Source organism: Varibaculum timonense, from assembly GCF_027694345.1.
In the GTDB taxonomy this organism is placed as follows: Bacteria; Actinomycetota; Actinomycetes; order Actinomycetales; family Actinomycetaceae; genus Varibaculum; species Varibaculum timonense_A.
This window is the reverse complement of the sequence record NZ_JAQEVU010000002.1, coordinates 61,938-85,013: the sequence shown is the minus strand read 5'-3', so window position 1 is coordinate 85,013 and position 23,076 is coordinate 61,938. Positions and strand designations below refer to the sequence as shown.

Annotated in this window: 18 protein-coding genes; 2 read left to right on the top strand and 16 right to left on the bottom strand. The window is 50.7% G+C overall.

Features of this window, described 5'->3' with window-relative positions; translation table 11 throughout:
- Positions 1-3: 3 nt before the first annotated feature.
- The 3 genes from PG728_RS01940 to PG728_RS01930 form a co-directional block, all read right to left on the bottom strand.
- On the bottom strand, positions 4-972 hold the full coding sequence (locus PG728_RS01940; protein WP_270625464.1) for an AAA family ATPase: 969 nt from the start codon (positions 970-972) through the stop codon (positions 4-6).
- 16 nt (positions 973-988) lie between these two features.
- Positions 989-6,850 carry an Ig-like domain-containing protein gene (locus tag PG728_RS01935; protein ID WP_270625462.1) on the bottom strand — a complete coding sequence of 1,954 codons (5,862 nt, stop codon included), beginning with the start codon at positions 6,848-6,850 and terminating at the stop codon, positions 989-991.
- A 193-nt stretch (positions 6,851-7,043) separates the two neighbouring features.
- Positions 7,044-7,454 (bottom strand): hypothetical protein, encoded by a 411-nt coding sequence (locus PG728_RS01930; protein ID WP_270625461.1) that lies wholly within the window; start codon positions 7,452-7,454, stop codon positions 7,044-7,046.
- 320 nt (positions 7,455-7,774) lie between these two features.
- Here PG728_RS01930 and PG728_RS01925 point away from each other — a divergent pair, with 320 nt between their 5' ends.
- Positions 7,775-7,939, top strand: coding sequence for a hypothetical protein (locus PG728_RS01925; protein WP_270625460.1), 165 nt, complete (start codon positions 7,775-7,777; stop codon positions 7,937-7,939).
- A 157-nt stretch (positions 7,940-8,096) separates the two neighbouring features.
- Positions 8,097-10,754, top strand: coding sequence for a Cna B-type domain-containing protein (locus PG728_RS01920; RefSeq protein ID WP_270625458.1), 2,658 nt, complete (start codon positions 8,097-8,099; stop codon positions 10,752-10,754).
- A gap of 555 nt (positions 10,755-11,309) precedes the next feature.
- On the opposite strand, the gene PG728_RS01915 is transcribed toward PG728_RS01920, so the two are convergent.
- The 13 genes from PG728_RS01915 to PG728_RS01855 form a co-directional block, all read right to left on the bottom strand.
- Positions 11,310-11,558 carry a hypothetical protein gene (locus tag PG728_RS01915; RefSeq protein ID WP_270625456.1) on the bottom strand — a complete coding sequence of 83 codons (249 nt, stop codon included), beginning with the start codon at positions 11,556-11,558 and terminating at the stop codon, positions 11,310-11,312.
- Positions 11,546-12,793 (bottom strand): ATP-binding protein, encoded by a 1,248-nt coding sequence (locus tag PG728_RS01910; protein ID WP_270625454.1) that lies wholly within the window; start codon positions 12,791-12,793, stop codon positions 11,546-11,548. The genes PG728_RS01915 and PG728_RS01910 overlap by 13 nt, the downstream gene beginning before the upstream one ends.
- Positions 12,794-13,237: 444 nt before the next feature.
- A complete protein-coding gene (locus PG728_RS01905; protein ID WP_270625452.1) occupies positions 13,238-13,513 on the bottom strand; it encodes a hypothetical protein in 276 nt (91 codons plus the stop codon).
- Between the two features lie 9 nt (positions 13,514-13,522).
- On the bottom strand, positions 13,523-13,732 hold the full coding sequence (locus tag PG728_RS01900) for a hypothetical protein (protein ID WP_270625451.1): 210 nt from the start codon (positions 13,730-13,732) through the stop codon (positions 13,523-13,525).
- Positions 13,733-13,937: 205 nt separating this feature from the next.
- Positions 13,938-14,222, bottom strand: a complete 285-nt coding sequence (locus tag PG728_RS01895; protein WP_270625449.1) for a HigA family addiction module antitoxin — start codon at positions 14,220-14,222, stop codon at positions 13,938-13,940.
- 15 nt (positions 14,223-14,237) lie between these two features.
- Complete coding sequence (locus PG728_RS01890; RefSeq protein ID WP_270625447.1) at positions 14,238-14,459, bottom strand: type II toxin-antitoxin system RelE/ParE family toxin; 222 nt, start codon at positions 14,457-14,459, stop codon at positions 14,238-14,240.
- On the bottom strand, positions 14,446-16,053 hold the full coding sequence (locus PG728_RS01885; protein WP_072509311.1) for a class I adenylate-forming enzyme family protein: 1,608 nt from the start codon (positions 16,051-16,053) through the stop codon (positions 14,446-14,448). The genes PG728_RS01890 and PG728_RS01885 overlap by 14 nt, the downstream gene beginning before the upstream one ends.
- Positions 16,054-16,143: 90 nt before the next feature.
- Positions 16,144-17,292 (bottom strand): glycerate kinase family protein, encoded by a 1,149-nt coding sequence (locus PG728_RS01880; RefSeq protein ID WP_270625446.1) that lies wholly within the window; start codon positions 17,290-17,292, stop codon positions 16,144-16,146.
- A gap of 97 nt (positions 17,293-17,389) precedes the next feature.
- Complete coding sequence (locus PG728_RS01875) at positions 17,390-18,724, bottom strand: MFS transporter (protein WP_270625445.1); 1,335 nt, start codon at positions 18,722-18,724, stop codon at positions 17,390-17,392.
- A gap of 9 nt (positions 18,725-18,733) precedes the next feature.
- Complete coding sequence (locus PG728_RS01870) at positions 18,734-19,612, bottom strand: SMP-30/gluconolactonase/LRE family protein (protein WP_072509308.1); 879 nt, start codon at positions 19,610-19,612, stop codon at positions 18,734-18,736.
- Positions 19,613-19,623: 11 nt separating this feature from the next.
- Entirely contained in the window at positions 19,624-20,799 is a 1,176-nt protein-coding gene (locus PG728_RS01865; RefSeq protein ID WP_270625444.1) for a thiolase family protein, read from the bottom strand.
- Positions 20,800-20,854: 55 nt separating this feature from the next.
- A complete protein-coding gene (locus PG728_RS01860; protein ID WP_024059245.1) occupies positions 20,855-22,315 on the bottom strand; it encodes a CoA-transferase in 1,461 nt (486 codons plus the stop codon).
- Positions 22,312-23,073 carry an SDR family oxidoreductase gene (locus PG728_RS01855; protein ID WP_072509306.1) on the bottom strand — a complete coding sequence of 254 codons (762 nt, stop codon included), beginning with the start codon at positions 23,071-23,073 and terminating at the stop codon, positions 22,312-22,314. The genes PG728_RS01860 and PG728_RS01855 overlap by 4 nt, the downstream gene beginning before the upstream one ends.
- Between the last annotated feature and the right edge of the window lie 3 nt (positions 23,074-23,076).

Below are 23,076 nucleotides of genomic sequence, written 5' to 3'. Positions count from 1 at the left end.
ATTTTAGGCCTTAGAATCTACCGGTGGAGGTACCTCACCTAGGGCACGTTCAACTACGCTTTGCGCGGTTGCTCCCTCGAATAAAGCATCTGCATCCATAATTATTCGGTGCGCCCAAACTGGAACAGCCAAGGTTTTTATGTCATCTGGTAATACATAGTGACGCCCTTGGGAGGCAGCCCACACTTTCGCCAGCCGCATCATCCCGATTGCTGCGCGGGTAGAAACCCCCAGATTGACAGCTTCGTCTAGGCGGGTTGCTTCCGCAAGTTGCTGAACATAGCGGATAATCTGCTCATCTACATAGTTGCGCAGCCCCATTTGCCCCAGGGAAATGATTTCTTCCGCTTTAACCACTGCTTTTAGATTCTTGGATAAATCTGGTTGGCTAGCTCCAGAGAGTATTTTGATAGTAGCTTCTTTATCGGGATACCCTAGGGAAACTTTGATTAGGAAGCGATCGAGCTGCGCCTCGGGTAGTTTATAGGTTCCGGCTTGCTCTACCGGGTTTTGGGTGGCAATTACCAAGAATGGGGACTCAACTGGGTGAATCACTCCATCTACACTGACTTGATGTTCTTCCATTACTTCTAGCAGGGCTGATTGGGTTTTAGGGCTGGCACGGTTAATTTCGTCCGCGAGGACGATATTGGCAAAAACCGGTCCGGCATGGAAATCCCATTCCTTAGTTTGCTGGTCATATACGGTTACCCCGGTTATATCAGTGGGGAGCATATCCGGGGTGAATTGGATACGGCTATGGGAAGCAGCCACCGAAGCGGCGAGGGCGCGCGCTAGGGCAGTTTTACCAGTTCCGGGCGCATCCTCTAGCAAGATATGTCCGCCTGCTAGGAAAGCTGCGAGCACCAGACGAACCTGGTGTCCTTTCCCTAGAATCGCCAAATCAACGTGTTCGGCTATTTGCCCGAAGCGGGTAGCAAACTCTGCGGCTTCTGCCTGTTTTAGAATCATATGGCGATTTCACTTCCTATAATCGGGGCAGGTTTTCCTGCACTTCAAGACGGTTAGTAAATGGTTTATGATATCCGCCGACGAAAAGATTTATTTGCGCGGGCAGATAGGGTCGGTTAGTTAATGTGTCGTTAGTCAAAGTTGCGGGGAGTTCGATTAGCGGGGTCAAGTGTGGCCATATTGGCTTAGATTCGACAATCATAGGGGTAAGATCCAACCAATTTTGCAGGTAGGAGACGGCGGCAGTCGGTGTATTACTGGGAGATGTCGAGGGCGAGGTACTGGGGTTTGGGGTAGGGGTAGGTTTTGGTTTAAGGGTCGAGACCTCAAGCCTTTCCGAATCCACGGAAGTTCCCCCGGATTTTAGCTTCAACTCAGCCCTGATAGTCCAGGTTTCTCCCGGTTTTAAGTTTTGAAGGGTAATTGTCCAACCGTTTCCCTCATTGAACTGGGTTTGGTATTGGTCGGAGGCAAGAGTAGCTCCTGCCGATTCTTTCCCGGAAACCTCTAGCTCAATATAGCTGCTGTCCCACACGTCTAGACCATTTACAGTTACTTCTATCTCCGTGCCAGTTTCAGACCTTTTCTTGCTGTTTTCTTTGATTTGACCAATATCTGGATTTTTCTGAGCAGGCATATTACCACTAACCGAACCAGTGACCAGTTTGTTATGGGTAAAGGCGCAGCTGTAATCCACTTTCAGGTTATTTTTTGCCCGAGGATCACGGTAGCTGAAAATTCCGCCAGTGACGCTAATATCTGCCACTTTAGTTACTTTACATTCTCCGCTATCCCCGACCGGGACGGCATAGATCATTTCTACCGAGGCTTCACGCGCTCCTGCGCGCGCCAATTTAGCCTTTACCGTATCCTTGCTGAAAGCGTCAAAGGTTATAAACTCACTCGTAGCCGCCGGCCCCGACTTGGTATTAACCGCCTGCACACTGAAAGTATGGGAACCACCAGCCAGCTCTTTAACGGTCAATTTAGTATCTTTAACTTGCTGCGGACTGCCGCCCGAAACCGTAACAATATAGTGATCAATCGGAGAACCTCCATTACTGACAGGAGAATCCCAACTTAAAGTTGCTGCTCTAGGACCAGTAGCGGTAGCGGAAAGATTAGTCGGAGCACTGGGGGTTATTTCCACTTCAACCGCTACAGACGCCTCCGAGGGCTTAGAGTCCCCTACTCGATTGGTGGCAACCACGGTGAAAGAATGCGACTTTCCAGGCTCTAAACCTGGGAAATCGGTAATCGTGCCAGTAGATTTAACGCTCCGCCCAGAAACCGAATCGGTAACCGTATAACCAGTTATGGGAGCGCCATTAGCGGCAGGAGGAGTCCAGCTAACACTGACCGTGGTTGATTCGCTAACAGTAGCAGTTACCGCCGTGGGAGCATCAGGTACCGAAACCACCCTAATCGTAGCTGTACCGCTAACCTGACGATCAGAATCCCCGCTCGCGTCCTGTAAGGTGTAGGAAACCACCAGGTCTCCTTTGAAAGTTGCAGCTGGGGTTACCTGTAGACTGGTTCCCGTTGCAGATATCTGCCCCAATCCTTGCACTACACTGGGTGAACCAACGGTTTTCAAAGGCTGTCCGGGATACGGGTTCGTAGCGTAACGATTTAAATCAATACTGAGGGTTTTCCCAGATTCACCCTCTAAATCAATCGCCGCAAGTTGAATCAATGCTCTAGTAGAGCTGACCACCCTTACCGGTATCTTCCCAGTTGTCGGAGCTGAGCCGTCCTCTACAGTTACTTCAATACTGCCCGCATCCCCCTTAGCTTTACCAACTTCAGCCGCGACCGAGAGTATATGTCCCTTTAAGGAGGCTTTAATCCCTGGTGGAATAGCCCCGAGTCGGTAATTCATCTTTGCGGGGTCATCTCCATCTTCATCACTAACCATATCCGCAAGATTTGCGGTAATCGCTTCTTCACCCGCGGCAACTTCTAGGCGCGTAGGGGTAAAAACTGGGGGATGGTTGCTGGTAGATGCCACATTTATCGGTAACGTCAGGGAGGCACTAAGTGCGCTAGAGTCATTTGCTTGCCCGTCACTAACCTGCATCACCAGGGTAGTTTTACCAAAGAAATCAGGACTTATCTTTACCTGGAAAGAATCATCTCCAGACATTTTCACTCCCCCCTCAAACCCGGCACCCAAGGTGATGGCTTTCGCAGAGTGAACGTGCGGAGTACGAGATTTCCGGGTAATCACATGGGAAGCTAAATCAACGGTTAATGTCTGCCCAGATTCTGCTTTTAAGGGCACGGTATCGGGATCAATATAGGGTTTTTGCTCGGAAACCCCGGGCACGTTTACCACCGCATTGGCGCTGAGTCCATCCTGGTCAGTAACCTTATACAACACCAATTGCCGTTTAGCGGGGGCAGGAATCACCAGTTTTTGTCCCTTAACGCTTACTCCCTCCTGTTCGCAAGTAACCGTTAAGGCAGCTCCATCTCCGTCAGGGTCAATATCATTGGCAAGAACATCCACCTCGATAGGGTCACCAACTTTTCGTCCGCCTTCTTTCGCGCTAACCAAATCATCGGCAGCTTCAGGGGCTTGCAAGGGCGCATAGGGGTCTACTTGCACAGTTGCTATGGAGGTATCTTGCCCGCCTCGCCCATCGGTGATGGAGTATTGAATCCCATAGGAGTCAGCTTTCTTCGGGGTGGTGAGTACCACCGAGTTCTCCCGGGCTTTAGCATTAACGGTTTGCCCGGCGCTTTGCAGCGATTTGGCAATCAGGCTAATCCCGTCACCGTCCGGGTCGGTATCGTTAGCGGTCACCGCCACCGCGAGGGCGCGATTTGGTCTTACCCGTACCTTATCCGCATTTGCCTGGGGTTTCTGGTTCAAAGTGGATGCGGGGGCAATCCCTACTTGCACCCGCGCCATCCCCTGTTTACCGAAGCGGTCTTCCACAATATAGCTGAAAGTATCAGTTCCGATTTTTCCGGCAGTTGGCTGATAATTAAGCCAGCTAGAGCCGATATCAACTACTCCCATCTTGGGGGCATCGGCAATTCCCACCAAAGATACTGAATCTCCATCAGGGTCAATACTGGTCAGTTCCACCGGTATCCGGGTACTTTGCCCGGAAATAACCCTCCCGGTAAGTACCCGAGGTTCGGGAGCGGAATTATCCGAGGTATTTGCCGGTTTTATTTCTACACTTACCCGCGCACTTGCCTGGTTCTGGTTGGTATCTATCGCCGTATAGGTAGCCTCGTATTTACCAGGTTTTTTCGCTAGGAAACGCACCTGGTTTCCAGTAACGAAGAACTTTCCTGCGTCTGGCGGGGTGGTAGTGGTGATTGTCGGCGAGACTTTTAGAGTTAAACCTACCGGGGAACGGTCATTAGCCAGCACATCTACACTAGCTACATCTCCTACTCTCCCCTTGGCCCGATCAGGTTTTACAGTTGGAGGTGCTGAACGTGACTGGGTTTTTACCGGAATAACCGTAACTACCCCTTCGGCGCTTTCATGCCCATTTGATACCTGATATTTTAGGGTTTCTGCTTTGGTCAGTCCGCGCGGAGCAGTGATATTTAGCAGCGAATGATCCATTACAGTTGCTCTCAGCGGCGAGGACGCATCTACGGTCACTGATTGGGTAACCAGAACGTCTCCAGCCGGATCGGAATCGTTAGCCAGCACATCTGACAGCACCTGTCCCCCCACTGGCAACACTGCAATATCATCTTCTACCACCGGTTTTCCGCGTTTACCGGAGCTAGCCACATCCACTCGAATAACTCCGGTCGCGGTGGCTGGCCCGTCAGAGACCGTGTAGGTCAAGTAGTAGGTTCCCTCTTGTTCGGAGCGGAATGATAAAGTTCCGCCCGCCAAATCGGGGGTAATCTGCGGCCCGGTTTGTTCGATATTTACCCCTGCCAGGGTCAAGGGATCGCCATTGGCATCGGTATCATTTGCCAAGGGACGAATGGTAATGGTGGTTCCGGCTCTAGCGAACGCGATATCTCCGTTTGCTTCCGGAGGAACGTTTCCGGATGCACGTACATCTACCAGTATTCTTCCGGTTATTTCTTCTCGTCCATCAGAAACCAGAACTTTTAGTTCTTTCTTCCCTACCCCTTTGGCTTGATTGCGGATTACCAAGGTACCTTCTTGCCGATATTCGACTTGGTTATCCTGGGAAGAGGACGCACCAGTTAGAAACAGGGAATCTCCGTCAGGGTCACCGAACACCGGGAGGGCGTTGTACTCGATTTGTTTACCTGATTCAACTACTACGGTTGGTACTCGTTTCTGGGTCGGTGCACTGTTTTGAGGCTCCGGGGTAACCTTCACGGTTACATTGGCGGTATCTACCCCACCGCGTCCGTCTTTAGCCTGATAGGTGAAGTTTATAGTTCCGCTGGCATTAGCTGGCAGTTCAATCCGCAGAGCTGCCCCTCCGCGTACTGGCTTTACCTGGGCAGCCCCGGCTCCTCCAACTATTTCAGCAGTTAGTAAATCACCATCGGTATCAGAATCGTTTTCCAGTACCGGTAGCGTGGTTATTTTCCCTGGTCTAGCCCCGAACACATCATCGCGAGCCACCGGCGGAGTGTTTTCTTTTTGCCGATCTTTTTGCGCAATCTGTTCGGTCAGCTGGGGAGAATCTTCTCGCTGTTCTTCCTTCTTTAACATGGTAGAGATTTCGTCCCAGTTATCTACCAGTTCCATGTTTTTGTCAGCTAACCATACTGCCCCATCGGTAGTGTCATTGAGCACCACTAGGTCGCGGTTCTTGCGAAACACCGGGGTTTGCGCAGTTTTTAACCTCGCAATATCTTGCGTAGGTCGATAAACCTTTCCCGCGCATTCACGCACAAATTTGCCGCTTACCGACCAGGCTCCATAGATACATTCTGATTTCACCGCTGGTCTAGCTGGATTTCCCCCACTGGCACCCGAGGGAATATCACTGGTGTCACCGCTGTTGATATCAACTTTTATTAGTTTATCCTCGTTGGCGATAACCACATAGGGTTTTTGAGGACCAGATTCTTGTAGGTGCAGCTGCGAACCAGAAAGTTTGACCCTTTTCCCACTGGGTAGATAGAGAATTCCTTGCTGACTGTCGAGGGCGACTGCCTGCCTTCCCACCCCTGCCACTTCCAACTTGGCTCCCAGGGGCATCTGCGAGATTTTTATCCGTTCATCTTTGAAGAGTTTTCCCTCTTTAGTGACGGTTACCAGTTCTTTCGTGGTCGGTGAGGCTAGGAAGAATTCCCCGCTTTCTCCTCCTGCCAGTTGCGCTCCTCGCAGGGAACGCACCGTAGCGTTGGCGCGGTTACGCTCTTGGGTTAATATATCTTCTCCACTCCACAGCAGGCCGGATTCGGGATCTAAAATTGCCAGGTTAGCGCCAGATTGGGCAATTTGTTGCCCCTTAGCCAGGGAAGTGGAAGTTTCCAGCCGTACTTTCTTGGGGTCAATTTTTGTAGCCTCACTGGCAGCTTTGTTTTGAAAGTGAACGTTTTCTCCCGCTTGAGTAACGTCAAACTGTCCCGCTTTGGAACGTACCGCTCCATCCAGGGCACGCGCCGGAAAGTTTAAATGTCCCACCAGGTGTTGAGATTGATTGGTGACCCAGATTCCGCCATCATTTAAATCCACCTGCGCCCGGGTAATACCGGGGTGTTGCCAAGCCAGGTAAACAATTACCATGCTCAGGGCAGCTAGTGTGGCGATTGTAGCTTTTCGCAATCGTCCCCGGACTTTTAGATTTTTTTGTTTCTGGCGCTGAAGGGCGGAATATCCAGTAACTCCGGTGTTTTGTTGCAAGCCGCTACTGTTTACGAAACTGCCAGATTGTCCCCGACTAGAGCGCGAGGAACTGCCCATTCTCCCTTTTCTTCCCCGCACTCCAGTCACGACCCCGTCCTCTTCGCTAGCTCAAGGTTTCCCGTGACCGGCAGTAAAATGACGCACAGACCGGGAACTAATCAGCAGATGATTACTAAATAATGACTTTACTAAATCTGCCTACTCTTTCGCCTGTTTTAAAAGTTATCCACAGGTATGGTTTGCCAGACCTCTAGGGGATACTTCCGGTGCAGCTTAGGTTTTTCGTACACCTTAATCGCAGATAGATGCTCTGTCCTCCACTGGTTTGGAAAGTAACCAGGTATTGAGCTCCACTTTCGTTATTTACCGCTCTTTTCGGCAAAGTTACTTGCTGTCCCTCTGTCTGTTTGATCAGGGAATTCGCGGTTTCAACGCTGCCCACCAATTTGGCTGTCTCTGCCTGGTCTTTTCGGCTGAGGGCAGCCGCAATCGCCCGGCTTTGCTGCTCTATCTGCCCACTTGTGGCTTTATCGCGCTCGTGACTGCCAAGCCACGCATTAAGCGTTTTCGCTCCCCAAACAAGACAAAGCGCAATTGCAACTATTTCGAGGACAATAATCCCCTGCCACATAAGGCGCTTACCGGTAGTTTTTCTTGACATTTTTACCTGTCGGCATTCCTGTTTGCTGCGCATTTTCATAAGAACAAAGGAGTTAGCGACCATATGGAAACCAAACTACTGATAGCAACAGTTTCATATCCAACTTGGCGATAAACCCATCGTTGGCTATTGTTTCACAGCAATTTTCTCTCAGCAAACATCTCTGCTTTTTCAAGGTATCTCCTGGTCAGCAAGGAAATAAAGCTCGCATTTTCTGTCTACTAACGCCACTAATGCTGCCCTGTTTTAGCAGGAGAAGAGACTGTCGCGCGCCCTTTCTAGCCAAAACCACCCTCCCAGAACAGTTCCACCCTCCCAATATGCCTAAAACACCATTAAAACTCCCCTATACCCCTAACCGGGAGGGTGATTTTGTATTAGGAGGGCGTTTTGGTCGCAGTCTCACACAGCTTAGCAAGACTGCGGGCTGCGACTTTGATGCTTACGATCGCGCTCTGACGCAGCTGAGCAGCACGCCCTCGTAACTTAAAACCTAAACCGCTTAGTCAGGTCGCGTGATTCTATTCGGAAACGAAAAACCTCCCCTACCTCCTCTAATCTCCCCAGCAAACCCAATCGATTTACATACCCGAGGAAACCTCAGCGGTTGCGGGCTAACAAGCACCACCTTAAAATGAGAATGTGTTAAGAAAAAAGGGTTCCTCTATATTCCAGTTCTTCGCCACCCTCGCGACTCTCGCGGTGATTGCCGCTATCGGCTCAACTATCCCGGCTTCGGCACAGGGAATCACCACTTGGGATGACCTGGTAACTAAAGCCAACGCCCTCACTTCCGGGCAGCATGAGCTGACGGTCACCGGGAATCTTACGCTCAATGAACAGTCAAAACCATTGGTGGTTTCCGAGGGCGCAGAGCTGACCCTGAAGGGGGCGGGCACAGTTACCGGTATAAACACTCCAGCAGTGGAAGTGAAATCCGGTGGGAAACTGAACCTGGCGGGCCCGTCCTTCACCAAAACGCAGTTCACCATAAAGGGAGACCTAAACTTTAGCGCCGGTTCTATTCACGATTCCGACCCTGCCGGCCCGGTGATTTTCGTTAATGGCGGCAACTTCACCATGAGTGGCAAGGCTGACTTTTCCAATAACCTCACGCCAGAGAAAAAGGTAGCTTCCGCTGCCACTCCCGAAGGTGTCGATAGCGAAAAACTAGCCCCCATCACCGTCTACAACGGGACAGTATCACTCAAGGGAGGCACCATTAAAGGTAACCAAGGCCTCCTCAGAGGGGGGGCTCTGGGAATCTGGGGCAGTAAAGAAAAGCCTGCCTCCCTAAACATCAAGGATGGCGAAATAGCCGATAACCGGGTGGAGCATTCCAGATTTAACGGATATGGCGGCGCAATATTTACCGCATACACCAACGTAGGCATCTCCGGCGGAAGCATTCATGGCAACTCCACCGAGTACGGCGGCGCCATGGTTATGGAAAATGGCTCTCTGGACATTAGTAACGGCACTTTCCAAGGCAATAAGAGATCCGAATATGGCGGCGCAGGCGGAGCCCTCTTTCTAAATAAAATCAATACCAACATTTCTGGTGGCACTTTCAAAGGTAATCTCGGTAGCGACAAGGGCGGCGGTGCCATCAAGATTATTAATAGCGATTTGCATATTACCGGTGGAAACTTCACTGAAAATGAATGTTTGGCCTGGGGTGGCGCTATTAATGTTGTAGGTGGCACCGTAAAAATTGATGGCGGCTCCTTCACCGGAAATACTGCCGGCTCCTCCGGCGGGGCGATTAGCCTATCTGGGGGAACCAAGGAGGACAAGAACGGCGCTAAAACAGTTATCAATTCTGCTTATTTTGCTAATAATAAATCCTCGGGATTTTGGGGTGGTGGCGCTATTTACAACGACACTTTCTCTTCTTTGACCATTAACGATGCGCTGATCCGTAACAATTCCTTTAAGGACTGGATACCGGTTCAAGCTGGAGGTCGCCCCTACAGCATCCAAGGAGGTGGGGTCTGGAATTGTCCGACCGGACAAACGATTCTTAACGTTACCCACGGGAGTGCTATTTTCGACAACATCGCCCCCGATGGAGGAAAGAACAAAGAATTCAAGGGTGCAGGTGATGATTTCGTCAGCATCTCTGAACATAAATATGACGAGCCGGCTGTCACTGCCGGTAAACCGGTTTCTATCAGCCCCAGAATGTTGGGCGGAGGAAAAAGACTTTGGTATCAGGATGGCTCGATTTACGGTATCCATTCAAACTGGAAATCACCGCAGCGGCGACTACCGCGCTATATCAAGGGCGGCGAGAATGTTCAAATACCCTACAACCAGGAAATTAACGACAACAAGGCTTTCAAATCGGTTCCCAGTGCCGCTTCGAAGCAGCTCGCGGAAAAACTTGCCCGGGTAGTTATAGAAAATAACACCGCTACCGGTACTGGAATTAGTGGCGGAGGAATCGCCAATAACGGTTTACTTACTCTAGGTAGCCCCGATACCTGGAAACTTCAGGTCAAAAAATCTTGGGAGGGCGATAATGCGCAGCAGCGTCCTACGAAGATTAACCTTGACATTCTGGTTGGCGGTCTCCAAGTTGATCAGATAGAACTGAGCAAAGAAAACAACTGGACAGCTACGGTCGAAAACTTCCCCGATCCCGACACTCTGATTGATGCCAAGACCGGCAAGAAACTGCCAATCACTTTCAAAGAAAGCGGCGAAAATGGCAAACAGCTAGACGGCTACCAGCTAGCGGTAACCGATGAGTCCAAAGACGAAGCCACCAAAACCTACACAGTTTCAGTGGTGAATAAGCTGACCACTGAGGTGGAAGTAACCAAGAAATGGTCTAATCCCCACAAGACTTGTCCGGATGTGTCCCAAATTGAGGTAAAGCTACTGGCAAATGGGCAAGATACCGGCAAGAAACTGCTGTTAAATGCTGCTAACTCTTGGGAAGGTAAGTTCACCAACCTACCAAAGTATATTGACGGTAAACTCGCTGAATACACTGTTTCCGAGGTAGAGATTAAGGGATACCGCAGTGAAATAATGGGAGATGCCACCGGAGGGTTCTTGATTACTAACAAGTGCACGGTTCCACCCTCGGACACCACTCCTCCACCTCCATCACAAACCACTCCCCCTACCACTACTACCCCGCCTCCACCAGGAGATACTCCCCCACCTCCGAGTGTTAAGATTCCTCCGCTGCCCACTACCGGCTCTGAAATCAGCGCCGCCTTGGCGCTAGGGATTCTGGCTTTGGCTACCGGAGTAGTGCTGGTGTGCCGGCGCGTAGCCAAGAGATAAATAGAGACCCGAATACCGAAAGCCATTTTGGTCCGATTCCTCACCGGTAAAGACGCTAAGGTGGCTTTCGTAATCTAGCAAGCGCAGCGGCTACTTAAGGGGAAACCCCTAGGTAGCCGCTGCTTAGTTTTCTTCCCGGACAAAATTTAACCCTGCTGGTAGCTTGATTTGATTCCTACTCCCGCTATTAAAAGGCGACGAATGTTTCCTTACAGGCCCCTGTTTCGACACCCTAGGAGGTATCGCCTGGTATCACTGGGGTTGGTCAGATTTAGCCACCCTCACCGGCACATTAATCGCCCTGGTAGTAGTCTTAGCACCGCTCCTGCGAAGAATCCCGCCCCTACAAAAATCGGGCTACTAAGATTCTTATCATTCCCTCTACACGCGGGAGATACCAGACGCAACCTGTGCGGTCTCGGGGCGATAAAAGCGCTCGGGGGATCCCGGTGAGCCTTGCAAAAGTTGAGACAAGGACCGATTTGGAATTTATCTAGAGGGAAACGTATCCGATTAATAAGCTAATCATGGGTAATCTGTCCCCTCTCGCATCTTTTACCGCTCCGAGACAGACCGGCGCGGGGGATATATTTTATCCGAGTGGGCGCGGTGGGCATAAGAAATCGGGGAGGGACTCGATTTCTCCCCGATTTCTTGGGCGGGAGGAAAAATATATCCCCCGCGTAGACCAGAGATACGGAGCGCTTTTACCGCCTGCGCGCCCTCACCTCGCAACGAAATAATCTCGATAGCGCTGCACTCTCCAGGAAAAAATCGTCCTCTCCAAGCGGTTAAACGCTCCACAGTGTCGAGATAGGCATTGCCCAAAGCCCCGATCCCATCGGTAGGGATTCTTTTCCGGCATACAGCAGGATTCCACAACGAAACTTGTCACCAGCTAACTTTTGTAAGTGGCGCAATCCGGAAAAATCTTTGCCCTGCAAACTGACTGCCGCCTTGACCTCTACGGCTACCACTTCGCGACTGCGTGACTCCATAACCAAATCGACCTCTTTCCCGGTAGAGTCCCGGAAGTGGAACAAGTTAAAGGGGATCGCTGACCACTCTCGTTGTTTCAAAAGTTCAGTGGCTACGAAAGATTCCAGTAGCCCACCGGTAAAGGAACTGGAAATTTGCATTTCTAGAGACTTGGCATCTACACCTACCAGGCTGGTCGCCATGGCAGGATCTTGTAGGAAAACTTTTGGCTTCGAAATCACTCGCCGGGTTAGATTAGTACCCCAAGCTGGTAATACATCAATCAAGAACACGTCCTTTAAAGCATTTAGATACCCGGGAAGGCTCCGCTCTGGAATGTTCAGTTCCCTGCCAGCGTGCGCCGCGACAAATTCTGAGGATCCCTGCGAGGCAATTTTTCTCAGCAAGAGGCGCAGTCGATCTGGATACTGAATCCCATACAATTCGGTAGCATCCTTGGTTAATACCCGTTCCACATACGCTTGAACCCAGCGGTCACGCCGCCGAGGAGTAGCTTCGGCAATTTCGGGGAAGGAGGATTCGGTAACCAGGCTTAGATAGTCACTGCGTTCCAGGTTGGACGCTGGTAGTTGAGGGTGCGAATTCCAGGAATTTGCCGCAAAATCTTCTTTAAAACCCGCGCGTTCCCCCTGGCTGAAACCGCGTAAACGTAGAGTTTCCGCACGTCCCGCTAACGATTCCTCCGCTCCTTTCAGATTCATCAGGTTCGAAGAACCGGTGATAATGAAGCGTCCAGACCGACGATTTTCATCAACTGCTGCCTTGATTGCACGAAAAAGTGCTGGCACTCGTTGGATTTCGTCGATTGCCACGGTCCCTTCCGAGAACTGGCGCACAAAACCGTCAGGATCCGCCTGTGCGGCCTGTAAGGTCGCGGCATTATCCAAGTTGAGTAAGCGATGACTCCGATTTTGTAGCAGTTGAGTTACTAGGGTGCTCTTGCCCACCTGGCGTGCACCCGACACCGTCAGCACGGGAGTGTCACTTAAAATTTCTTCAGCTAACACTCTTGCATTTCGCGGAATCATATCGGCAACCACAAACCGATTTTAGCACTTCATTGAGATTTAGACGGAATTTCATTGCGGTTTTACAGTAGACCCGTTGCGGTTTTACAACTCTGTCGCTGCGGTTCTACAGTACTTCCATTGCGGTTTTGCAGTGTATCCGTTGCGGTTCCATAACAGACGCAAGCACCCCTTTCACCCTCCCCAGACAAAATCGCCCTCCCCAGACATAATCACCCTCCCCAGGCGGCTAATGCGCCTGTTAATCCGCCTCTAAACTTCACTCGGGAGGGCGATTTTACATCTGGAGGGCGATAACGCAACCCCCACACTACCGCTACCACCAGCACGGAAAGATTTGGAAAAGGCTACCCAACCCGGAAAGCCATGAGAAACAAAGCAAGAGCCTCTGACCTCAGAACAAAAACCCAGGTTGGCATCAACAGCGTACTTATCTGAAGTGGCGTGATGTCTGTGTTACGCGATTCTCGACCGGTAATAGGATTGAGCTCCCTGTCTACTCATTCCAAGCAGCCCGCCGATTGCTTGCCAGGTCATTCCGGCTTGCCGGGCTTTAGCTACCGCTTGAGTGAGTTCCATTTCGGCTTGTTCTTTACGGTCTCTAGCCACCTGGATATCCCGGAAGGCGTCAGCATCCCAGATTCCCTTCGCAGATTTCATGGTTTCTTCTGGGTCGGTTTGAGTGAACTTGGCGGCGTATTCTTCGTCAGTGAGTTTAGTGTCGGTAATCATGGGTGCTCCTTACTGAAAGAATTTGGTTCTAGCGGTCATGGCGTGAAAACAGTCTCCGTCTCGGTTGGTAAGAACCTCGATTATGTGTCCATCGGGGGCAGGACCCAAAAACAGGGTTACTCCCTCGTCAAGGTCGAGGATGCGCCAGGCGTTGCGTATAGCGTGGGTGATTTCGGCTTGCGTGTATCCATGTTTGAAAGCGCTTGCCTTAAACCTCATTAAGCAAGTTTACTTGACAAGCTTACGTGTGTCAAGAAATCTTGCTTGCGGTGATTTTATTGTCCCCACATGCCCTAAAGATTGGGCATAGGCGCCACATTTACCGCTAAATACCAGCTGTTATCACTTCAGGGGTAATCCCGTTATTGTAGCGCCGCCGATTCCCAGCAGACAACAGGCTCAAATGCGTATGTCCCCCTACAAGCTAGAGGGCAACTAGCGGCTCTACCCTGGGAGTCTCTTTACTACGAGCCTGGGCTAGCTCATAGGAGGTCTGCATATCCAGCCATAGGCGGGCATTGCCAATTCCCGCAAGCTCCAGGCGCAAAGCTAGGTTAGGAGTCAGCGCCGCTTTCCCATTCAAAACCCGCGAGAGCGTAACTCGAGATACCCCCAATTTTCGACTGGCATCACTAACTGAAACCCCAAGTTCCTTTAAGAAATCCTCCCGGATTACCGCCCCGGGATACACCGCATTTTCCATACTCATCCTCTCTAACCCTCCTCAGTGATAGTCAAGGTAATCAACAAGTTCTACATCTTCCCCTACGAATCGAAAAATCAACCGCCAGTTCCCACTAACTCGCAGCGACCAATAACCCGCAAGTGATCCAGTCAGTTTATGCGCACGGCAACCCGGAAAGGTCAGCAGCGGCGCTAAAATTTCACTCACAGTTTGGCAGTTTCCAAGAAAATCTAGAGGATAAATCAGTTTAGAGAGAAACAAACAATGCTCGTACCGCGCTCTTGTCCACCTTCGAACCAGCGGTCAGCGGAATGGCGGAAACCTGGCGGAAGTATACCGGAACCTGGTAGCGCGCCAACCGCTTATTTAGTTCTTGTTTCAGTTGTGTTTCACTGGTGTTTGCCCCATCCGCAAGTACCACGGCAGCAGCAGCAACTTCACCATAGATTGGGTCGGGAACTCCAACCACAGATGCATCTGCAATCACGTTTAGCCTACGCAGTTCTTCTTCCACATCGATACACCAGATTTTTTCACCACCGCGGTTAATCATGTCTTTCTTGCGGTCCATCAGGTATATATACCCCTGAGAATTGGCCCGCCCTACATCACCGGTGGCTAGCCAACCATCAGCAGTCAAGGCTTCAATTTCGATTTCGTCATAGCGCCTAGCAATGTTAGCTCCGCGCATTTTTATTTCGCCTACCTCGCCAACGGGCAACTCCGCCCCAGAATCATCACATATCTTCACTTCTAGTCCGGGGATGGGTAATCCCGAGGATCCTAAGTAAGGAGAGCCAGCCGCATCACAGGGAAACACGAAAGCAGGAGAGCAACTTTCGGTTAGCCCATACACCGTACGGAACTGCATTTGTGGCATCCATTCGTGTAATTCTTTAATTCGCGATACTGGCATATGGGCTGCGCCACATGCCATCTTCTGCACCGATGGAAGTTCGGGAAAACGATCACGCTCTTCTAACATCAACGCGAAAACCGTAGGAGAGGCATGCACAAAGCTAACCTCAGAAATGAAAATTTCCTTGACAAATGGTCTGCCTTCCATACGTTTCTGGATATGAATTGAACCTCCCAAATAAATAAATAGTCCAATGATGGCAATCATTCCGGTTACATGGTAGATGGGAACAGCGATAATAGTAGTGTCATCGCTGGTTAACTCAAGTACCCTTTCATAAGAACGTACAGCATGTACTGCGTTCATATTTGTCAGCAGCACACCTTTGGATAGGGATGTGGTTCCCGAAGTGAATAGCAGGATGGAGTCCTGCTCGATTCCCGGAAGTGGAACCTCTGCCAGCACTGTTTTCGGGTCTAACTCCCCCTTCTCACTATTCAAAGGTAACCCGCAAGCACAGGTGTTAGAGGAGGTGGTAACCACTGGCTTATCCTCAAACCAAGCAGCTTGCTCAGGATGACAAATGACTAAATCTAAGTTAGCCCGAGCCACCAAAGCATCTATTTCCGCCCGACGGAATTTACCAGGGAGCGGCACTATGATGGCGCCTAGCCGGTTGCTAGCGTAGAAAGAGGTAATAAAGTCAATTCCGTTGTCCAGCAATACCCCTACCCGGTTTCCGGGACCAATTTTGTATTCTGTATGCAAATAGACCGCGAACTGGTCGGTTAGCTGCTTGACTTCAGAGAAAGTGAAACGGTTACCGTCCTCAGCATAAATTGCCACCTTACTGGCGAACCGTTGCGCGGTATTTCCTAGAGTTTCATACAGTGAAGCAGGACCAGGTACATAGGTTTGAACCGTTCGCCCGTATACCTCGACTGGTTGCAAATCTTGCACCATTTCTTCTGGCCAAAGTGCTTGTCCGGAAATCATTTTTTACTCCTTATATTTTGCAGTTTAGATAGCAAAACAAGCGTGACCTCACTGCGATTAGATATTGCTAGCCCAAGGGGATTAGACTGTTCAAAATTCTTTAGTATGTCTGGCAGCGGCAAGTATTCGGCAGGTCATCCGCACCGACTCACGTAACGTCGGTTGAGCTTTTGCGAGAGCATCTTTTAGGCTACCCACCTCGCGAACTGTGGGGACAATGGCGGCAAAGCCATTTTCATGCAGCGACTCAACGTCACGCCCTAAATTACCGGTAAACGCAATAGTGGGAAGCCCCTGTTTGCGAGCAGCGAGCATAACCCCCCACGGAGTTTTACCGAACTTAGTCTGAAAGTCCATGGAGCCTTCACCGGTGAACACGAAGTCCGCACCCGCGATTTTTTCGCCGAGCTTCACGGTGTCTATCACGACTTCCACGCCGCGCTGCGGTTTTGCGCCCAGCAGTGCCATGAAGGCTGCGCCCAGACCGCCGGCTGCTCCGGCTCCGGGAATCTCGGATACGGCACGCCCGATTGCTGAGTCCAGCAGCTTGCCCCATTGGGCGAGGGCTGCGTCAAACACCTCAACCTCATTCGGTTGCACGCCCTTTTGGGGGCCGAAGACGGCGGTTGCGCCGCGTTCGCCGGTGAGTGGGTTGTCGACGTCGCACGCGAGCGTGATTTCTACATCTTGCCAGCGTTCGCTGATGTCGCTGGTGTCCAGGTTGGCGGCGTCCGCCAGGGCCAGTGCCCGGGTCTCAATTTCCTTGCCTGCGGCATTTGTGGCAACCGCGCCCAGGGCGTGCGCCATGCCCCAGCCGCCGTCATTGGTGGCTGATCCGCCCAAGCCAACTATCAGGCGGGCGGGAGAGAGGCCAAGTATGTGGTTGAGCAGCTGACCCACGCCCGCGGTATTTGCTTCGCGGGGGTTCAGCTCTTCTGTGGTGAGGTGTTCGATGCCGGCAGCCTCGGCGATTTCGACGACCGCCAGGCGTTCCGCCTCGATCCACCCGAAGTGCGCGGTTCTAGGGCGCTCTAGTGCATCACTAACTTCGACAGTACGCATTTCACCACCTAGCGCATCGACTAAGGATCGAGTGGTTCCCTCGCCACCATCAGCCATGGGAACCTCGATACATTCGGCATCAGGAAACACATCAAGAACTCCGGCCCTCATGGTGGCTGCGACAGTAGCTGCGGTCATGGTTCCCTTGAATGAATCTGGCGCAAGAATAAATTTCATTGCTTCTCCAATCTTTATCGCTGGTGGGGTAACCGGTAACTTTGGCTACCCCACCAGCGATTGTTCGTACCTAGACGTTATTACTCATCGGGAATGATTAGGCATCCTGATAGTGAGACTCCAAGACACCCTTAGGGATAAAGAGCTGGAGAAGCACCCCTAAGATTGCACATGCCGCCATGAAGAGGAAGGTGAAATTGTATCCAGCGGCGACCTCCCAGCCTCCCCCTAGAGCAATAAGCCATCCCATCAGCAGCGGTGCGAGACCCCCTCCAATGAACATTGCGGTAGTTATGAACCCGTTTGCGGTACCGTGAGCACCATCGGGGGCATTATCTGTTGCCGCAGCGTAGTACACCGGCCATACAGCGTTAGCTACTAGACCGAAGAAAAGTTGCAAGAAGATGTAGAACGCCATGCTACGCACAAAGTAGAAGCCTCCAACACCAACAGCCATCCAAATACCACATAACACAATTGTCGTGCGGCGTCCCAGATAATCAGACAGTGACGGCCAGAAAATCTGCCCCAAAGCACCTGTAATCGTAAATACGATTGAGTAGGCAGCTGCCCGAGAGAAATCGAGACCCATAATGTTGGCAAGATACAGTGGCAATACATAATTGATGCCCATGTAAACAATTTGCGTAAGCATAGTGGTTCCAGAAGTTAGCATCACAATACTATTGCGTAAGCACTTACCAACAGCACCTTCGGCATCTGCGTGGATTGCTTCCTGCTCCGGATCTATCGGAACAGTCATGCCATTAGCTTCGATTTCTTTGTAAGTAGCAACGATACGATCACGAGTAGAATACCAGTGCCAGAAAAGCATTACTGGTACTGACACGATTAGACCTATGAAGAATACATACATCCAGTTTTTATCGCCGAATGTCTTTAAAATCCAAGCTACAGCCAAACCAGAAAACAACGCTCCAATTGGGTAACCCGTGTGATGTACACCTAACGCGAATCCGCGACGTTCCTTTGGCCACCATTCTGTAGTGTTAGAAATACCAATAGGTTCGCCTGCACCTGCGCCCAGATTTACTCCGATACGCAGGGCAATAAATACAGTCAGACTATGTGCAATCGCTTTTATTCCAGTGAAGGCTGAAATAAGGTTATAGCCGATTACCAGAGGCACCTGGAAAGCTGCTCTCTTCCACCCTACACCGTGTTTGTCGCTCATACGCGAGGCAGCAATGGGCAATATTGCGAGTGAGAACATAATAATCGCAGTGATTGTTCCCCATTGTTCCGGACTCAGCTTGAAGTGGTGAGATATCACTGGACCAAGGCGAAGTATTACTTCGCGATCGAAAGCGTTAATAGCCCAAATAATCCAGGTTACGCCAAGGGCAACCCAAGATCCTTTCGGGATAAGGCTAAGAGGCGCAGAACCGCGGCTGATTCGATTATGTTTCATTTCTTCTCCTTATTTTCCAAACCGAGGAGTCTCGTAGCCTTTAATTCCAAGATCATCAATCACATACAAGGTTCCGCGCGCAGCACCGTCTTCGGGGAAACGGGGAAGCGGAGGACGCGCCATGGTGGTAACAAAAAGCCGATCTAAATTCGACCCACCAAATACTGGACAGGTAACCTTCTTTACCGGCATTTCAATTTGGCGTTCCAGTTTTCCATCGGGATCGTAACGATTCAGCTTTCCCGCATACACGTGTGCTTGCCAGACGAATCCTTCAGCATCAACAGTCATTCCATCGCACGCTCCCCCATCCGACTGATCTACGGTCGCAAACACTCGTCGGTTAGAAACGTCACCAGTTTCCAAATCGTAGTCGTACGCCCAGATGTCCCCGGTCCAGGTATCTGCAAAATAGAAGATTGATCCATCAGGTGACCAGCATGGACCATTCGAACAAATGATTCCTTCGTCAAGCACCCGTAGTTCTTTGCCCTCTTCATAGGAATACAGGCGACCAGTCGGGGCTTCTTCCATGGTATCCATCGATCCGAAAACAAAACGTCCGCGGAAATCTACCTTTCCATCGTTGAGTCGATTCTTTGGGTATTCAGGTTCTGGATCTGAAATTAATTCAGCTTTATCAGCCTCCAGATTGTACTTGTAAAGTCCAGTTTGAAGCGCTAGCAGAACCGACTTTCCATCTTGATACAACGCCATGGAACCAATTTTTTCTCGCACGTCCCAAACTCGTAGATTGCTAGTGTCTTCGTGGTGGCAGAACAACCTTCCATCTTGAGAATCAATCCACCACAGCTCTTGGTTTTTAACATCCCATATTGGGCCTTCACCCAGATTGGGTTTTAGATCTATCACCTTTGATATTTTCATTAGGAACTCCTTTATAATGCACGGAATACTGCTGCTACCCCTTGACCGCCACCAATGCACATGGTTACCATGCCAAATTCGGTGTTGGTGCGGCGCAGGTTGTAAAGGGTACGAAGTGTCAAAATAGCGCCAGTTGCTCCCACCGGGTGCCCCAATGCAATCGCGCCACCCAGCGGATTAGTCTTATCCATATCCAAATCCTGGTCACGGATTACTGCCAAAGCTTGAGCAGCGAAAGCTTCGTTGAGTTCAATCCAATCAATGTCGGAAAGAGTTAGTCCGGCCTTCTCTAGAGCGCGGGGAATCGCTAACGATGGAGCAAAACCCATAATTTCGGGAGACAAACCTGCCTTTGCAAAACTAACCAGCTCACCAATCGGCTTTAAACCTTCCGCCTTTGCAATAGATTCAGTGGTCATCACCAACATGGCAGCAGCATCGTTAATGCCGGAGGAATTACCGGCGGTAACGGATCCACCTTTGCGGAAAGCAGGACGTAGTTTGGCCAACTTCTCCTCGTTGGAGGTGGGTCGCAAATGCTCATCGGTGTTAAACACACGCTCCGACTTACGTTCCTTAACTGTGATGTCCACGATTTCATCTTGGAACATGCCGTCAGCTTGAGCTTTTGCGGCTAACCTTTGTGAACGTGCTGCAAAAGCATCTTGATCCGTGCGGGAAATATCGAATTTATCCGCCACATTTTCTGCGGTAACTCCCATCGGGTAACCACCAAAAGGATCGGTTACTAGCGACATGGTTCCATCAACCAAGGTATGGTTTCCAGTGCGCCAGCCGTTACGCGCCTGAAAATCCATAAAGGGCTGGTTCGACATATTTTCAGAACCACCTGCAACTACAAATTTCGAATCTCCAGCACGCAGTTCAAGCGCTGCAGATTGAACTGCCTGCAACCCCGATCCACATAACCTATTTACTGTAAAAGCAGTGGACTCTTTGCGAACTCCCGCCTCTAAGGAAATTCGGCGTGCCAAGAAGGCATCGCCGCCTACTTGTCCCACGCAGCCAACTACTACTTCATCAATTGCATCCATGGGAACGCCAGAACGTTCCACCGCCGCTTTCATCGCGGTTGCCCCCATGACGTGATTAGGCGTAGTGGACAGGGAACCAGCAAATGTACCGATTGCAGTCCTTGCGCCCTCAATAATGACTATTTTTTCCAATTGTTTACCTTTCTTAATAGAACCGCTCCCGCCTTCGCGGAATCCAGTGTTTTACTTAACGCGTCGTATGTATAAGCGCCGCTGCTTGGCGAGCAGCGTCATTGTCATCAACCTCGAGAATCTTCCAGCCTTCGGTGGTTAGTTGCACCATGTAATGTTCAGAAGCCAAGTAGACTTCTTGCCCTTTATCTAGGGCGGCAGCACCGTAGAAAGTTAATTGATCCACTTCATCTACCCACTTGGGATGTTTCGAATCGGCAATCATCAGGAAGCAGATTCGTTTCGCACCGTCCACAATGTCCATGAAGCCACCGCAGCCGATGGCTTTGCCACCGAAAGCCGAAACGTTAATATTGCCTTTACCATCTACTTGCCCCACACCCATGTAGGTGATGTCCACGCCGCCACCGTTGTAAAAATCGAACTGTTGCGGATGGCTGATAATAGCTGCCGGATGAATTGCACACCCAAAGTCCACTCCCCCTAGCGGGACACCTCCGTATGTGCCGGACTCCACCGTTAAGGTAACTTTGGCGAGCTTACCGCTCACCGCGAGCGCCCGACCTATGGAGTCACCAGGGAGACCGGTACCCAGATTAATAATGTCTCCGTCGCGTACCAGCTTTGCGCCCCTCTCCCCAATGCGTACCCGAACTGGTTCCACCTCGTGGGCAAGGATGGACTTTGCAAGTTCCTCAGAGGAGGCATACCCCGTGATCAAATCCATATTTACCTCAATCGCGGAGTTAGTTTGCTTGTGGTATTTCGCTGGATCGGAAGTCACCATAACGTAATCCACCAGCACACCGGGAACATTCACCAGACGAGCCGGAATGTCACCACGCTCTACAATCTGCTTCACCTGGGCAATTACGATTCCGCCATTATTATGAACAGATTGCGCGATTGCCAGTGAATCCAGAATTGTCACGTCGTCTTCTTGCGATATGTTTCCATCTGGATCTATCTTCGTTCCCCGTATAATCGCCACGTCAATCGGGAAAGACTTGTAGAACAGATATTCCTTACCATCTATTTCCACCAGTTCCACATACTCGTCAGGAGCTGTGACTGCACGGGCAGAATCGTTAATTCGCCCCCCATCCAGCCGTGGATCAATGAAAGTACCTAATCCCACAGTAGAAAGCTGGCCCGGCCTACCGGCTGCTATCGTACGATACAGCGTGGATATTTGACCTTGAGGTAAGCAAATAGCTTCTACCTCGTCTTCACCCAAGAGGTTTGCCATAGGCGGGTTTAGTCCCCAGTGTGGACCCACTACGCGTTTTAGTAATTTTGGGTGTGCCAGGCGAGCTAGCCCATCCACTCGGTTCGACTGCCCAGCTGCATGTACGAATGTCAAATTATTCGGGGTACCTTTTTCTAAGAATGACTGTTCGATATGCGCATAGATTTCATCAGCTACGCTCATCATGGTGAAACCATCGGCAGCTACAGTAGCCCCGTTCGGAATCAGTGATGCTACTTCTTCGGGCGTCACTTGTTTAAAGCTCATAGCTTGTATCCCCCTCCGATGCGAATGGTTTCACCGGTCAGGTAGGAGGCATCGTCAGATACCAGGAACGCAACCAGATTGGCTACATCCTCTGGTTTTCCGGCACGCTTGAGGGACACCTTTGCGACTTGCTCTTCATAGAGGTTCTCGAATCCAGCACGTGAAGGAATTTCCTTAAGCTTGCAGGTCATATCCGTTTCAATAAAGCCAGGGGCAATTGCATTGGCGGTCACATTCTTGAACCCCAGCTCCTTGGATATAGAGCGGGTTAGGGAGACAACTCCACCTTTTGCTGCAGCATAGTTAGTTTGCCCCACGTTTCCTTGCCAAGATTCGGAGGCCACGTTACAAATGCGCCCATACTGGTTTTCACGCATATGGGCTCCTACCTTGCGACACAAGTAGAAAACGGCAGAAAGATCTACTGCGAGCACCACATCCCACATGTCATCGGTCATCTTATGAAGCATGCCGTCACGGTTGATTCCGGCGTTATTTACCAGGATGTCAATCTTGCCCAGTTCAGCAATCACCTGCTCTATGGCAGCATCCACAGCTTCACGATCGGCAACATTCAAGGCAATGGATCGTGACTTGCCTCCACACTGTTCAGCCACCACCTTGGCAGCCTCGCCATTAATATCTACAACAACCACGGTGGCGCCGCGCTGCGCAAGTTTTAGCGCGATGCCTTTACCAATCCCCTGCGAGGCTCCGGTTACTACCGCAACCCTGCCGTTTAGCGATATCGAATCCATTAT